Source organism: Streptomyces sp. NPDC002825 (genome assembly GCF_040295385.1).
In the GTDB taxonomy this organism is placed as follows: domain Bacteria; phylum Actinomycetota; class Actinomycetes; order Streptomycetales; family Streptomycetaceae; genus Streptomyces.
Genome location: NZ_JBEOVH010000003.1, coordinates 119,653 through 134,047 on the forward strand (window position 1 = coordinate 119,653; position 14,395 = coordinate 134,047).

Genomic DNA, 14,395 nt, shown 5'->3' on the forward strand with positions numbered 1-14,395 from the left:
GGCCGGCCGCTCCACTCACGGTCCGGCAGACACGTATACCCGTACCACTGTGCCGCGTACCGGTGCTCAGCGGGTGAGGCTCGACTGACGGACCACCAGTTCCGGTTGCAGGATGATGTGTTCGTGCTCGTGCAGGCGTGCGTCCTCGCCGGTCTCCTGGAGCAGCAGGCCGGCGGCGATGGACCCGATGGTGACGGCGGGCCGGCGCACCGACGTGAGCGGTACGGTGGCCGCCGCGGCGAACTCGATGTCGTCGTAGCCGACGAGGGCCATGTCGTCCGGGACCCTGACCCCGGCCGCGTACAGGGCCTGCAGGACACCGAGGGCCAGCAGGTCGTTGGCGCAGAAGACGGCGGTGGGCCGGTCGGCCAGGCCGAGCAGCCGGGCGCCCGCGTCGCGTCCGGCCACGACGTCGAGCCGCTCCGCGGGGATCTCCTGGAGCGCGTCGGCGGGGAGCCCCGCCTCGGCCAGGGCGAGGAGGGCGCCCTCGCGGCGGTCCCGGATCTGCTGGAGGTGTGCGGGGCCGCTGACGTAGGCGATCGAGCGGTGTCCGGCGGCGGTCAGGTGACGGACCGCGAGCGATCCGCCGGCGACGTCGTCGACGGAGACCGAGCAGGCGTCCGTGTCGGTGGCCAGCCGGTCGACGAGGACGAAGGGTATGCGGTGCCGGCGGAACTCGGCGAGGCCTGCGCCGCTCGGGTCGGCGGGGGTGATCAGGACGCCGCGGACCCGCTGTTCGGCGAAGAGGGACAGGTACTCGGCCTCTTCGCGCGGGTTCTGGTCGCTGTTGCAGACCATGACGCCGAGGCCGGCGGCGCGGGCGGTGCGCTCGGCGCCGCGGGCGAGGTCGACGAAGAAGGGGTTGCCCATGTCCAGGACCAGCAGGGCCATGATGCGGCTGCTGCCGGCCCGGAGCTGGCGGGCGTACTCGCTGCGTACGTAGCCCAGGCGGGAGATGGCGCTCTGCACCTGGCGCCGGGTCTCGTCCGAGACCTGGTCGGGCCGGTTGATCACATTGGAGACCGTGCCGACGGAGACGCCCGCCTCGCGCGCCACGTCCTTGATGCCGACCGCCCGTGCGCCGCGCGTCATCCGTCCCACCTGCTGCGTCCTGTGCTGTGCTCGTCTACCCGCTGTGCCTCCGGGAGGAGCCGTCCTCCGGTGCCGGTCTCGCCGTTCACGCGAGGTGGAAGACCTCGGTCAGCGGGCGCATGGCGGCGTCCGGCGCCAGGCCGTCGAGATCCTCGAAGAACCCGGCCATCTCCGCCTGCCAGCGGGCGTTCACGTCGGTGGCCTCCATCGCGGCGCGGGCCCGTTCGAAATCCGGGGTCTCCAGGTAGCCGACGAGGAGGCCGTCCTCGCGCAGGAAGAGCGAGTAGTTGTGCCAGCCGGCCGCGGACAGTGCGTCGAGCATCTCGGCCCAGACGTCCTGGTGGCGTTCGCGGTACTCCGCGGCCTTCTCGGCCCGGACCTTCAGAAGGAAGCAGACGCGCTGCACGGTGGGTCCTCGTTCCCTGCGGGAGGGGGGCCGGCGCCTCTCGGTGCGGCCCCCGCTCGACCTGACGGATCAGAAGTTGAACCGGTCGATGTGGGATTTGTCGAAGACGGTCGGCTTGACCCAGGGAGGATCACGCCGTCGTCCTCGACGGTGAACGTGCCCAGGTCGCCGGCCTTGAGGGCCTCGCCCTCGGCGCCGGAGATCTGGCCGGACTCCAGGGCGACGGCGGCGTGGGCCGCGAGCGCGCCGAGCCTGGCCGGGTCCCACAGCTCGAAGCCCTCGACGGTGCCGTCCTCGACGTAGGCGCGCATGTCGTCGGGGGTGCCGAGGCCGGTCAGCTTGCCGCTGTAGGTGCCGACCTCCTTGTACGTGGAGCCCAGCTGCTCCAGCCCCTCCTTGCCGCCGTTGTCGGAGCTGGTGAAGTACGGGTTGTTGACCTGGTTCGGAAGGAAGGCCACGGTCAGGCCCTTCTTGGTGGCCGCGGCGGCGTCGGCCCTGCCGGTCACTGCCGGGCCCGACTCCGGCTTCGCGGAGTCCTTGGTAGTGCCCGACCAGCCGGTGGCGCCGAGGACGAGGGGGGCGGTGACGACCATCGCGGCGCCGAGACGGCGGCTTCCGGCGGAGGTGCCGTACATCGTGCTTCCTTTCGCTGCCGCGGGGCAGCAGGGCGCGGCCGGGCGGCGCCGAAGGACTTGCTCACCCCCTCCAGCGCGAGCGCCGGAGTGGCCTCCGGTTCAGGGTGCGTCATTGCGTGTCTCCATGGGTGTGGCAGGGGTCTGCGAGGGCGGGCGCGTCGGCAGGGCACGATGGAAGGCGCCGGAGAAGTCACCCGCAACTGAAATGTTTCATTCGGGTCGTCTGGAAGCTAACCCCGCCCGCCCCGACGGTCAAGAGCCTTTGCCTTATCACTCTCCCTACGCAGCACCTTGACGGCCATCTGTGCGCGAGCTAGCTTCCCTCTCGAAATGAATCGATTCATTACATCGAATCCTTTGTCGTTCACCAGCCCCGTCCCCGGGGCTCCCCCGTTCTCCCAGCCACCCCGAGGTGACCATGCCTGACATCGCTGCCGTGAAGGCCGCGCTCGCCGGCCAGCGGATCGAGACACCCTCCTGGGGCTACGGAAACTCCGGCACCCGGTTCAAGGTGTTCGCGCAGGCAGGTGTGCCCCGCAACCCGTACGAGAAGCTGGACGACGCCGCCCGGGTGCACGCGTTCACCGGCGTCGCCCCGAAGGTGTCCCTGCACATCCCGTGGGACGAGGTCGACGACTACGCCGCCCTGGCCTCGTACGCGAAAGAGCGCGGCCTCGAACCGGGCGCGATCAACTCCAACACCTTCCAGGACGACGACTACAAGCTCGGCAGCGTCTGCCACCCGGACCCGAAGGTGCGCCGCAAGGCCGTCGAGCACCTCCTGCGGTGCGTCGACATCATGGACGCGACCGGGTCCGGCGACCTGAAGCTGTGGTTCGCCGACGGCACCAACTACCCCGGTCAGGACGACGTCGTCGCCCGGCAGGACCGGCTCGCGGAGTCTCTGGCCGAGGTGTACGGGCGGCTCGGGGAGGACCAGCGGATCCTGCTCGAGTACAAGTTCTTCGAGCCGGCCTTCTACACCACCGACGTGCCCGACTGGGGCACCTCGTACGCCCACTGCCTCAAGCTGGGCCCGAAGGCGCAGGTCGTCGTGGACACCGGCCACCACGCGCCCGGCACCAACATCGAGTTCATCGTGGCGTTCCTCCTGCGCGAGGGGAAGCTCGGCGGCTTCGACTTCAACTCCCGCTTCTACGCCGACGACGACCTGATGGTCGGCTCAGCCGATCCCTTCCAGCTCTTCCGGATCATGCACGAGGTCGCCAAGAACGGCGGTCTGGACGCGGCCGCGAACGTGGCCTTCATGCTCGACCAGTGCCACAACATCGAGGCGAAGATCCCCGCCGTCATCCGCTCGGTGATGAACGTCCAGGAGGCCACCGCCAAGGCGCTCCTCGTCGACCTCGACGCACTCACCGCCGCGCAGCGGGCCGGTGACGTCCTCGCCGCCAACGCCGTGCTGATGGACGCGTACAACACCGACGTCCGTCCCCTGCTGTGTGAGCTGCGCGAGGAGAAGGGGCTGAACCCCGACCCCGTCGCCGCGTACGCCGCCTCCGGGTGGCAGGAGCGGATCGCGGCCGAGCGCGTCGGCGGCGAGCAGGCCGGCTGGGGAGCCTGACCGACCCGTCCGTGAGGCTGCTCGTCATCTTCCTTGACCGACTGCCCGCGAGGCTGCTCGTCATCCGCCCGACCGACCGCCCCTGAGCCAGCTCGTCATCCGCCGGACCGACCGCCCGCGAGGCTGCTCGTCATCCGCCTGACCGACCGCCCGCGAGCCCCCACGTCACCCGCCATGAACAACCAAGAGGAACAGTCACCATGACCCTCCACCCCGCCGTCGACGCCCTGCTCGGGCGCTCGAACCGGCTCGGCGCCGACCCGCGCAACACCAACTACGCGGGCGGCAACACCTCCGCCAAGGGCTCCACCACGGACCCGGTCACCGGTCAGGACGTGGACCTGCTGTGGGTCAAGGGCTCGGGCGGCGACCTCGGCACGCTCACCGAGTCGGGCCTCGCCGTCCTGCGGCTGGACCGGGTCCACGCGCTCAAGGCCGTCTACCCGGGCGTGGAGCGCGAGGACGAGATGGTCGCCGTCTTCGACCACTGCCTGTACGGCAAGGGCGGCGCGGCCCCCTCGATCGACACCGCCATGCACGCTCTGGTCGACGCGGCCCATGTCGACCACCTGCACCCCGACTCCGGAATCGCCCTCGCCTGCGCCGCCGACGGAGAGAAGCTCACCGCCGAGTGCTTCGGCGACACCGTCGTCTGGGTTCCCTGGCGCCGGCCGGGATTCCAGCTCGGTCTGGACATCGCAGCCGTCAAGGAGGCGAACCCTCAGGCCGTCGGCTGCATCCTCGGCGGCCACGGCATCACCGCCTGGGGCGACACGTCGGAGGAGTGCGAGCGCAACGCGCTGCACATCATCCGCACAGCCGAGACCTTCCTCGCCGAGCGGGGCCGCCCGGAGCCCTTCGGCGCGATGATCGAGGGGTACGAGGCCCTCCCCGAGGAGCCGCGCCGGGAGCGGGCCGCCGCGCTCGCCCCGCACCTGCGGGCGATCGCCTCCCAGGACCACCCGCAGGTCGGCCACTTCAACGACGCCGAGGTGGTCCTGGACTTCCTCGCCCGCGCCGAACACCCCCGGCTCGCGGCCCTGGGCACCTCGTGCCCGGACCACTTCCTGCGCACCAAGGTCCGTCCGCTGGTCCTTGACCTGCCGGCCGGCGCTCCGCTGGACGAGGCCGTGGCCCGGCTGAGGGAGCTGCACACCGCCTACCGGGAGGAGTACGCCGCGTACTACCACCGGCACGCCACCCAGGACTCTCCCGCGATGCGCGGCGCGGACCCGGCGATCGTCCTGATCCCCGGCGTCGGGATGTTCTCCTTCGGCAAGGACAAGCAGACCGCCCGGGTCGCGGGCGAGTTCTACGTCAACGCCATCCATGTGATGCGGGGCGCCGAGGCGGTGTCGACGTACGGGCCGATCGAGGAGTCGGAGAAGTTCCGCATCGAGTACTGGGAGCTCGAGGAGGCCAAGCTGCGGCGCATGCCGAAGCCGAAGCCGCTCGCGACCCGGGTGGCCCTGGTGACGGGCGCCGGCTCGGGCATCGGCAAGGCCATCGCGCACCGGCTGGTCGCCGAGGGAGCGTGTGTCGTGGTGGCCGACCTGAACGGCGACCACGCCGCCGCGGTCGCCGAGGAGCTGGGCGGCCCGGACAAGGCCGTGGCGGTCACCGTGGACGTCACCTCCGAGGAGCAGATCGCCGCCGCGTTCCGCGAGGCCGTTCTCGCCTTCGGCGGGGTCGACCTCGTCGTCAACAACGCGGGCATCTCCGTCTCGAAGCCGCTGCTCGAGACCACGGCCCGCGACTGGGACCTCCAGCACGACATCATGGCCCGCGGCTCCTTCCTCGTCTCCCGCGAGGCCGCCCGGATCATGATCGAGCAGGGGCTGGGCGGCGACATCGTCTACGTCGCCTCCAAGAACGCGGTCTTCGCCGGTCCGAACAACATCGCGTACTCCGCCACGAAGGCCGACCAGGCCCACCAGGTCCGCCTCCTCGCCGCCGAACTCGGCGAGCACGGCATCCGCGTCAACGGCGTCAACCCCGACGGCGTGGTGCGCGGCTCCGGGATCTTCGCCGCGGGCTGGGGCGCCCAGCGCGCCGCCACGTACGGCATCGAGGAGGAGCAGCTCGGCGAGTTCTACGCCCAGCGGACCCTGCTCAAGCGCGAGGTCCTCCCCGAGCACGTCGCGAACGCGGTCTTCGCCCTCACCGGCGGCGACCTGACCCACACCACGGGCCTGCACATCCCGGTCGACGCGGGCGTCGCGGCGGCCTTCCTGCGCTGACGACGCGCCCCGATCACCCTGGTGCGGACGCGTGCCTCCGTCGGCAGGGTGGACGGGTGGCCGATCCATGCCTTCCCCCCTCACAGCCCCTTGTCGTGCACCAGGATGGACAGCCGGCTCGTTCATGCCTTCCGCCCCCGGCCGCGTGCCGCCGGGCACCAGGATGGACGGGCGGCCGGTCGATTCCGTCCACCCGTCCCTCACCCCTACGAGCCACCCGCCCAGCGGAGGAAGCCCCACGTGACCACCACTCCCCCGTCCTCCGCCCTCGCGTCCGCCTTCGCCGCGGTCGACCTCGGCGCCACCAGCGGACGCGTGATCCTGGGCCGTGTCGGCCCGGACGACCTCGACCTCACCGAAGTCCACCGCTTCCCCAACACGCCGGTACGGCTCCCCGACGGGCTGCGCTGGGACGTCCTCGCCCTCTTCCAGGGCATTCTCGACGGCCTCCGCGAAGCCGCCCGTTCCGGCGGTGTCGCCTCCGTCGGCGTGGACACGTGGGCCGTGGACTACGGGCTCCTCGACGCCGACGGCACCCTGCTCGGCCACCCGTACCACTACCGCGACGACCGCACGGGCGGTGTCGCCGAACGCGTCTGGGCGGAGGTCGGCCGCGAGGAGCTGTACGACATCACGGGCCTCCAGCACCTCCCGTTCAACACCGTCTTCCAGCTCGCCTCGACCGAGGGAACGGTCCAGCGGGACGTCGCCCGCACCTTGCTCCTGATCCCGGACCTGCTGGTCCACTGGCTGACCGGATCGATCGGCGCCGAGGAGACCAACGCCTCCACGACCGGCCTCTTCGACGCCCGCACCGGCACCTGGTCGAAGCAGCTCGTCAGCCGGCTCTCCCTGGACCCCGGCCTCTTCCCGCCGCTGCGCGCCCCCGGCGACCCGGCGGGCACGCTGCTCCCCCACGTCGCCGCGTACACGGGACTCGATCCGCGGACGCCGGTGACGACGGTCGCCTCGCACGACACCGCCTCCGCGGTCGTCGCCGTGCCCGCGACCGAGCCGGACTTCGGCTACGTCTCGTGCGGTACCTGGTCGCTGGCCGGTCTCGAACTCGACGCCCCGGTCCTGAGCGAGGAGTCCCGCACGGCGAACTTCACCAACGAACGCGGCATCGACGGCACTGTGCGCTACTTGCGCAACATCATGGGCATGTGGCTGTTCGAGGAGTGCCGTCGCACCTGGGACAAGGAAAGTCAGCCCACCCACATCCCCGCGCTCCTCGCCGACGCGGCCCGCGCCGAGCCGTTCGCCTCCCTCATCGACCCGGACGCCCCCGAGTTCCTCGCCCCGGGCGACATGCCGGCCCGCATCCGGGCGTACTGCGCCCGCACCGGCCAGCGCGTCCCGGACGGCCAGGGCACAGTGGTCCGCTGCATCCTGGAGAGCCTGGCGCTCGCGCACCGCCGCACCCTGCGCCAGGCCGCCGAACTCGCCGGCCGTGACATCACGCGCGTCCATCTCGTCGGCGGCGGGTCGCGCAACGACCTGCTGTGTCAGCTCACCGCCGACGCGACCGGCCTGCCCGTCGTCGCAGGACCCACCGAGGCGACGGCCCTGGGCAACGTCCTCGTCCAGGCCCGGGCGGCCGGCCTGGTCGGCGACCTCGCCGACATGCGCCGGCTCATCGCTTCCACCCAGCACCTGCGGCACTACACGCCCCGGGGCGACAGCGCCGCCTGGGACTCGGCAGCCGCCCGACTCGACTCCGCCCCGAGGAACCCCTGATGCGCGTCGCCCTCTTCGCCACCTGCGTCAACGACGCGGTCTACCCGTCCACGGCCGTCGCGACGGTCAAGCTCCTCGATCGCCTCGGCGTGGAAGTGGACTTCCCGGCCGCCCAGACCTGCTGCGGGCAGCCCCCGTACAACACCGGCTACCGCCGGGAGACCGAGCCCCTGGTCCACCGCATGGCGCGCGCCTTCGAGGGCTACGACCACGTGGTCACCCCGTCCGGGTCCTGTGTCGCGATGGTCCGCGACAACTACCCGAGGATCGGCCGGAAGGCACGCGCCGAGGGCCGCGGCGAAGCTCTGTCGAAGGCCTCCGACTCCCTCGTGCCCCGGACGTACGAACTGACGGAGTTCCTCGTCGACGTCCTGGGCGTGACGGACGTGGGCGCGTACTTCCCCCACCGGGTGACCTACCACCCCTCCTGTCACGGCCTGCGGATGCTCGGCCTGGGCGAACGCCCCCGCCGGCTCCTGGAGGCGGTGAAGGGCCTGGAGCTGGTGGAGCTGCCGGGCGCGGAGGAGTGCTGCGGCTTCGGCGGCACGTTCGCGGTCAAGAACCCGGACGTCTCCGCGGCGATGGGCGCCGACAAGATCCGCAACTCCCTGTCCACCGGCGCGGACGTACTCTGCGGCGCGGACAACTCCTGTCTGATGCACCTGGATGGCCTGCTGCGCCGGCAGGACGCCCCACAGCGCATCATGCACATCGCCGAGATTCTCGCGAGCACGGAAGAGGAGCCGCTGGTATGAGCGACAAGAAGGGGCGCGCGTCAGCGCTCGGAGAGGGGCGGTGGCAGGGCGACGGGCAGACCTTCATCGGTATGCCGGCCTTCCCGAAGGCCGCGCACGAAGCCGTACGGAACGAAACCCTGCGGGCCAATTTGCGCCACGCCACCCACACGATCCGGGACAAGCGGGCCGTGGCCGTGGCCGAGCTCGCGGATTGGGCCGAGCTGCGGGAAGCGGGCAAGCAGATCAAGGACCAGACCCTCAGCCGTCTCGACCACTACCTCGTCCAGCTGGAGGAGGCCGTGACGGCCGCCGGCGGGTCGGTGCACTGGGCGGCGGACGCGGCGGAGGCGAACCGGATCGTCACCGAACTCGTCCGGGCCACCGGGGAGACCGAGGTGGTCAAGGTCAAGTCGATGGCCACGCAGGAGATCGGGCTCAACGAGCACCTGGAGGCCGAGGGGATCGCGGCGTACGAGACCGACCTCGCCGAACTCATCGTCCAACTCGGTGAGGACCGCCCCTCACACATCCTGGTCCCCGCCATCCACCGCAACCGGGGCGAGATCCGCGACATCTTCCGCTCCGAGATGGCCAAGTGGGGCCGCTCGGCGCCCGACGACCTCACCGACAGCCCCGCCGAACTGGCGGAGGCGGCCCGGCTGCACCTGCGCGAGAAGTTCCTGCGCGCCAAGGTCGGCATCTCGGGGGCGAACTTCATGGTCGCGGAGACCGGCACCCTCGTGGTGGTGGAGTCCGAGGGCAACGGCCGGATGTGCCTGACTCTCCCCGAGACGCTGATCTCGGTCGTCGGCATCGAGAAGGTGGTGCCGACCTGGCAGGACCTGGAGGTGTTCCTCCAGACGCTCCCCCGCTCCTCGACGGCCGAGCGGATGAACCCGTACACCAGCATGTGGACCGGCACGACGGACGAGGACGGACCGACGACCTTCCACCTCGTCCTGCTCGACAACGGCCGCACCGGCGCCCTCGCCGACGAGGTCGGCCGCCAGGCCCTGCGCTGCATCCGCTGCTCGGCCTGTCTCAACGTCTGCCCGGTGTACGAGCGGGCCGGCGGTCACGCGTACGGCTCGGTCTACCCCGGACCGATCGGCGCGATCCTCACCCCGCAACTACGAGGCACTCAGAGCGAGGTCGACGCCTCCCTGCCGTACGCCTCCTCCCTCTGCGGCGCCTGCTACGAGGTGTGCCCGGTCGCCATCGACATTCCCGAAGTGCTCGTGCACCTGCGGGAGAAGGTGGCCGTGGAGGGCGGGAAGGGCCACCGCCTGGAGAAGGCCGCCATCAAGGCGTCCACCTGGGTCCTGGACCACCCCGGCGTCCTGGCCGCGGGCGAGCGCATCGCGTCCAAGACCCGCGCACTGCATCCGACGAAACTGCCCGGGCCGGGCTCCGGTCCGTGGACGGAGAGCCGCGACCTGCCCGAGATGCCCGCCGAACCGTTCCGCGACTGGTGGAAGAAGAACCGCACGTGACGCACAACTCCCGCGAGCGCATCCTCGGCCGCATCCGACAGGCACTCGCCGACGTCCCGCACGCGCCGAATCCCGCCCGCGCCTACCTGCCCTCCCACACCCCCGACGCCCCCGCCACGGTCCTCGACCTGCTGCACGAGAACCTCACCGACTACCGGGCTTACGTCCACCGCACCGCGGAGGACGAACTCCCCGCCCTGGTGGCCGCACTGCTCGACCGGCACAGCGCCCGCACGGTCGCCGTCCCGCCCGGGCTGCCCGCCGAGTGGCTGTCCGCGACGACGGCCGAGCAGCGCCACGACCAGGAGGCCGCGCTCACCCCGTACGACCTGGACGCCACGGATGCCGTGGTCACGGGGTGCGCCCTGGCGATCGCCGAGACCGGCACGATCGTCCTGGACGGCGGTCCGGGCCAGGGCCGGCGCGCCCTCACGCTCGTCCCCGACCTGCACATCTGCGTCGTACGAGCCGCCGACCAGGTCGTCGCCTCCGTACCGATGGCGCTGCCCCGCCTGGACCCGGCCCGCCCGCTGACGTGGATCTCGGGGCCGTCCGCCACGAGCGACATCGAACTCGACCGCGTGGAAGGCGTCCACGGACCCCGCGTGCTGCACGTCGTCCTGACGACTCGGTCGGTTGCAGGGCCGACGCCGGATCGGGCGGCTCAGGAGGGGGCGGCACGCTGAACGTCTCGCTCGCGGGTCCTGGTCCCCCTCCAGGCCCGGGGGGCTTCCATCTGGGCGTAGCCGCGAGGCTCATCACCAGCGACCTCAGGCCGTCGCTCGCCACATCTTGAGCGTCGGCCCGTGAGGCGCGGTGGACGGCCGCCAAAAGAAGAGCCGTGGCACGGATCCGCGGCGGCGCCGCCGCGGGCTCACCGCGTTCCCTGCTCTCATCACCGCAGGTCGAGGAGCATCACGTCATAGCGATCCGCGCCCGTCCCCCAGGGGTTCGTCTCGCCGATCTTGCGGTATCCCCAGGAACGGTAGGCGGACGACGCCGCGGGGCCGCCCGGGTGGACGTTCAACAGCACCCTCTCGGCAGTGACGCCGTCCAGAAGGACCTCATGAAGGCGTCGCGCAATGCCCTGCCCACGCCATGGCACGCGCACGGCAAGTTCCATCAGCCCGAACGAGCGGTGGCCGTCCTCCCGCCGCAGGTCGTCGGGCACCGGCTCCGCCAGCTCGTCCCACCACCGGGTGTCGGGGGCGAGTGGGTGGCCGTACGCCATACCCACCGGCTCGCCGTCCTCAGTACGGGCCAGGACAGCACGGAAGGCGCGCCGGCCGGCCTGGGAGGGGAAACGGCGGAAGGCCGCGGCGACGCCGTCCTCGGTCTCGTTGTAGGGCGGCTCGGCGAACGCTTCGGCGTAGATCAGCCTGAACGCGTCCATGGCCTGGGCGGCGGTCGATCCGTCCATGCGCTCTATGGCGATGGTCCCCTGCCACGTCATACGAAGCCCCCTCGGACGGTCTTGCGGTACACCCGCCGGCCGGAGCCGCGCCGGCCCGGGCACGCGGCTCGCCAAAACCCGGGGATCTTACCGAGCCCACCCGTCACGCGCGGCGCGTGATCGGGCGCCGAACACGGGGCGGAGCGACTCAGCCACCTGGCCACAGAGCGAACAACACGGTGGCCACCACGGCGAGCGCCAACCTCTCAGGGCCTGCGGCATCGCCCGCGGCCGATCCGACCAGTCGTGGACGGGCTGCGCGCGGGACCGCCCTCCTACGGTCTGCGGCCTCGCGCAGACGCCCCCGGACTGGGGCTCGGACCGCCCCGAACGCCTGACGCGTGACTGATCATTTCAGAGTGAAGTCAGGAGTCGTCTCAGGTAGGCGCTGCTGCGTGCGGGTTGGAGCAGGAGCTGGTGGAGGGACTCGGGCCCTCACCCGCAACCGACGTTCCGAGACCGCTTCCGATGTGACCGGCGGCAGCAGCCCCGCAGGTTCAACTCCAGCCACCGTGGCGAGGCTCCACATGCTCGCCGAACAGCGGGCCGAACTCCTGTCCGTCGTCGTCGGTCACGACGTACTCCGGTTCGGTCTTCGCGGCGGCTGCGTGCAACCTGACGACGAGGTCGGCGACAGGCAGGATGCGCAACGAGAGGACCGCGGCCACCTGGGCCGCTTCATTGTCGATGTCCGGGTTGTACTTGCCACGGGAGCGTTCGAGGTGCTGAGCGGAGATCTGCATGGCCTCCGCATCGCCACCCCCGGAGAACGAGAGGCAGTCCCGCCACTCCAGCCCGATGATGATCTCCAAGGCGTCCGCCAGGTCATCGGCAAGCAGCCCGCCTTCCCCCTCGGAACTCGCGAACACCACCGGACGACGACCGTTCTGCTCAGCGCACAAGAAGTAGGCCCCGCCGGCAGACTCCCCGGCGATCACCTCCAGCGGCGCACCCGAAGCAAGCCGCCAGCCGTCGCCATAGTGCTTCCGATGAATGTCGAAGCCGAACGATGACCGCAGCAGCAGATCGATCTCCGGGGTGGTCTGGATCAGGTCGAGCAGATCGTCGCTTGAGGTCATGGCACGGACGATAGCGAGATCCGCTGACGTGTCAGCGCCGGCACGAAAAGCGCGCGTCCGACGGACCGCGACCTGTGAATGGCCCTCGCGGGGTGAGTTACGACGACCTGGCCGTCTGGGAAGGCGAGCGGCCGGCTTATGACAAGACCGCCGGCCGGGTCTTACGGGGAAGGGCAAGCGGTCCCGCCGCCAAGTTCGTGCGCTGGCACGCCTGACCCGCCAGATGCGGCCGCAAGCGACGGGTTCCACGGGCGCCGCGCGGGGTCGTTCGATGGCCTGCGCGCACCGTGTCGCGACAACGAGAGCACCGAGACGGCACGGGCCCAGCCGGCGAAGGAGGCTGTCCGGGCCGGTGCCAAAGCGGCTGTGCGAGCCGACGTAGCCGGCCCAGAATGCTGTCGTGACCGAAGACAAACGGGCCGGCGTAGAACCGTCTTCATTCCTGACGTGCGCAAGGGAGGTGGCTCGGCTGCTGGGTGTCGAAGACGGTGCCATGGAGCGGGACGACAGGCATGCACGCCGCCTCGCCCATGCGGTGCGCCGGCCACTGCTCGAACGTGGTCCTCTGCCTGAGGAGTTGTTCGCCCCGTTGATGGCGGCGGCCGTACACGACCCGGACCCCAGCTTCTGCCGCTGGTTCGTCGAGCCGGCCGTCTACGCGTTCGGGCGCCGCCGCGTGATGGCAGCCTTGGTCGACTATCTGCGGATCGGATCGGATGCTGAGCGGGCAGGCGCCGTGCGGGCCTGGTACTGGGCTCATGTGCCGCTGCGCGCGGACCGGTCCTCAGGCCACGGGCCCGGTGGCGTACGTGATCCGTCCCTGGACGAGGCTCGAGACGTCAAAAGCGCTTGGCTGGAGGCCTCCATGAGGACGTTCGCCGAGACCACCGACCTGCCGATGCGCCACCGTGTCCTGCTGGGCCTGCCTACCTCCCGCGCTGCATATCCATTGCACCTGCACGACCTGCTCGACAGCACTCTCGCAATCGCCCGAACCCATCCCGACCCGCACCTCCGCCGCTGGGCGATCACGGCCGACGCGGACCCGATCTGAGCGAGGCCTCCCGGCAAAAACCGCATGGCGGACGTTGTTCCAGGCCTGCACGATAGGAGGCCCCCGAGCTGGGTCCGGGCGAGGACGATCAAGTCGCGGAAGTCGCGCCAGCCGAAGCCCTTCGGCTCGTCCCTGCGGGCCCGATATGCGCGGATCGCAGAGATGAGCCGGGATGGCCGCCCCGGCTTGAAGCGGGCCATCCCCGCCATCGACACCCGCCCGGAGCCCCCGGCCCCGCACCTTCACGACCGGGGTCTGTCCGATCCGGCCCCAGGTCCCGGCACGCCGGCGGCTTCATCGACCGCCGGCCTCGCCCTCGAAGACGATCCGGGCACCGCGCGCCGCCGCGATCTCTTACCCGCGGCCAGGTTTCCTTCTCCCCCACCTCAACCGCGTCGTCGTCCCACTCGCTGGCACGTCGGGGCGGCAGCTGCCAACTCCCGCCGTGCCCGCTTCCACAATCGCCACGTGCCCTCGACGGTGTAGGAGACGTGGAACAGCCGGCCGGTCAACGTCTTGACCAGCGCCCACGTCCATCGCTGCTCCGCCCAGCCCTGGACCAGCGGGCCACGCTCCGACTCCCGCTCCAGTCCGGCGATCTGCGTCTCGCCGAGCCACAACTGGGAGCCCCGGAGAACCGTGCGACAGAACCGCGACCTGGCCGCGCTCGCGCCAGGCCCGGCGCCACCGCTGCACCAACTGCTCGCTCACCCGCAGAGCGGCAGCGACCTCTCGATTCTTCTCCCTGCCTCGAAGCGGACGACAGCCTGCAACCGGATCTGCTCCCGCGCGGCTCTCTCGGCGTCGGTCAGCCCACCGCCCTGCGCGTATCTCACCACTCGGGAGTTACCGGCGCCGGCATCCTCTGTCAGGCGAACCCT

General features: G+C 71.1%; 11 protein-coding genes and 2 pseudogenes. 7 read left to right on the top strand and 6 right to left on the bottom strand.

Annotation, left to right across the window (positions count from 1 at the left end; translation table 11 throughout):
- Window positions 1–66 precede the first annotated feature (66 nt).
- The 3 genes and pseudogenes from ABT041_RS05155 to ABT041_RS05165 all read right to left on the bottom strand — a co-directional run bounded on the left by ABT041_RS05155 (window position 67) and on the right by ABT041_RS05165 (window position 2,133).
- On the bottom strand, window positions 67–1,092 hold the full coding sequence (locus ABT041_RS05155) for a LacI family DNA-binding transcriptional regulator (RefSeq protein WP_351179194.1): 1,026 nt from the start codon (window positions 1,090–1,092) through the stop codon (window positions 67–69).
- 85 nt (window positions 1,093–1,177) lie between these two features.
- Window positions 1,178–1,498 carry an L-rhamnose mutarotase gene (locus ABT041_RS05160; RefSeq protein ID WP_351179197.1) on the bottom strand — a complete coding sequence of 107 codons (321 nt, stop codon included), beginning with the start codon at window positions 1,496–1,498 and terminating at the stop codon, window positions 1,178–1,180.
- Window positions 1,499–1,567: 69 nt separating this feature from the next.
- Window positions 1,568–2,133, bottom strand: a pseudogene (locus ABT041_RS05165) (hypothetical protein).
- 418 nt (window positions 2,134–2,551) lie between these two features.
- Here ABT041_RS05165 and rhaI point away from each other — a divergent pair.
- From rhaI to ABT041_RS05195, 6 genes are all read left to right on the top strand, one after another.
- Window positions 2,552–3,718 carry an L-rhamnose isomerase gene (gene rhaI / locus ABT041_RS05170; protein WP_351179199.1) on the top strand — a complete coding sequence of 389 codons (1,167 nt, stop codon included), beginning with the start codon at window positions 2,552–2,554 and terminating at the stop codon, window positions 3,716–3,718.
- A gap of 200 nt (window positions 3,719–3,918) precedes the next feature.
- Entirely contained in the window at window positions 3,919–5,958 is a 2,040-nt protein-coding gene (locus ABT041_RS05175; RefSeq protein WP_351179202.1) for a bifunctional aldolase/short-chain dehydrogenase, read from the top strand.
- Window positions 5,959–6,198: 240 nt separating this feature from the next.
- Window positions 6,199–7,698, top strand: coding sequence for a rhamnulokinase (locus tag ABT041_RS05180; RefSeq protein ID WP_351179205.1), 1,500 nt, complete (start codon window positions 6,199–6,201; stop codon window positions 7,696–7,698).
- On the top strand, window positions 7,698–8,453 hold the full coding sequence (locus ABT041_RS05185) for a (Fe-S)-binding protein (RefSeq protein ID WP_351179208.1): 756 nt from the start codon (window positions 7,698–7,700) through the stop codon (window positions 8,451–8,453). Before ABT041_RS05180 ends, ABT041_RS05185 begins: the two co-directional genes overlap by 1 nt.
- A 71-nt stretch (window positions 8,454–8,524) precedes the next feature.
- Window positions 8,525–9,928 carry a LutB/LldF family L-lactate oxidation iron-sulfur protein gene (locus tag ABT041_RS05190; protein WP_351180005.1) on the top strand — a complete coding sequence of 468 codons (1,404 nt, stop codon included), beginning with the start codon at window positions 8,525–8,527 and terminating at the stop codon, window positions 9,926–9,928.
- Window positions 9,925–10,614 carry a LutC/YkgG family protein gene (locus ABT041_RS05195; RefSeq protein WP_351179211.1) on the top strand — a complete coding sequence of 230 codons (690 nt, stop codon included), beginning with the start codon at window positions 9,925–9,927 and terminating at the stop codon, window positions 10,612–10,614. Before ABT041_RS05190 ends, ABT041_RS05195 begins: the two co-directional genes overlap by 4 nt.
- A gap of 209 nt (window positions 10,615–10,823) precedes the next feature.
- On the opposite strand, the gene ABT041_RS05200 is transcribed toward ABT041_RS05195, so the two are convergent.
- Both ABT041_RS05200 and ABT041_RS05205 read right to left on the bottom strand, forming a co-directional pair.
- Window positions 10,824–11,381 carry a GNAT family N-acetyltransferase gene (locus ABT041_RS05200; RefSeq protein ID WP_351179214.1) on the bottom strand — a complete coding sequence of 186 codons (558 nt, stop codon included), beginning with the start codon at window positions 11,379–11,381 and terminating at the stop codon, window positions 10,824–10,826.
- A 497-nt stretch (window positions 11,382–11,878) separates the two neighbouring features.
- On the bottom strand, window positions 11,879–12,460 hold the full coding sequence (locus ABT041_RS05205; RefSeq protein ID WP_351179217.1) for a hypothetical protein: 582 nt from the start codon (window positions 12,458–12,460) through the stop codon (window positions 11,879–11,881).
- 400 nt (window positions 12,461–12,860) lie between these two features.
- On the opposite strand from ABT041_RS05205, the gene ABT041_RS05210 reads away from it, so the two are divergent.
- Window positions 12,861–13,514 (top strand): hypothetical protein, encoded by a 654-nt coding sequence (locus ABT041_RS05210; protein WP_351179220.1) that lies wholly within the window; start codon window positions 12,861–12,863, stop codon window positions 13,512–13,514.
- 27 nt (window positions 13,515–13,541) lie between these two features.
- Here the strand turns inward: ABT041_RS05210 and ABT041_RS39000 are convergent.
- Window positions 13,542–14,350, bottom strand: a pseudogene (locus ABT041_RS39000) (helix-turn-helix domain-containing protein); the annotation flags it as partial.
- Window positions 14,351–14,395: the final 45 nt, after the last annotated feature.

Coding starts and splice junctions, on each gene's coding strand:
- ABT041_RS05155 (WP_351179194.1), bottom strand. CDS start 1,092: ATGACGCGCGGCGCACGGGCGGTCGGCATCAAGGACGTGGCGCGCGAG.
- rhaI (WP_351179199.1), top strand. CDS start 2,552: ATGCCTGACATCGCTGCCGTGAAGGCCGCGCTCGCCGGCCAGCGGATC.
- ABT041_RS05175 (WP_351179202.1), top strand. CDS start 3,919: ATGACCCTCCACCCCGCCGTCGACGCCCTGCTCGGGCGCTCGAACCGG.
- ABT041_RS05185 (WP_351179208.1), top strand. CDS start 7,698: ATGCGCGTCGCCCTCTTCGCCACCTGCGTCAACGACGCGGTCTACCCG.
- ABT041_RS05190 (WP_351180005.1), top strand. CDS start 8,525: ATGCCGGCCTTCCCGAAGGCCGCGCACGAAGCCGTACGGAACGAAACC.
- ABT041_RS05200 (WP_351179214.1), bottom strand. CDS start 11,381: ATGACGTGGCAGGGGACCATCGCCATAGAGCGCATGGACGGATCGACC.
- ABT041_RS05205 (WP_351179217.1), bottom strand. CDS start 12,460: ATGACCTCAAGCGACGATCTGCTCGACCTGATCCAGACCACCCCGGAG.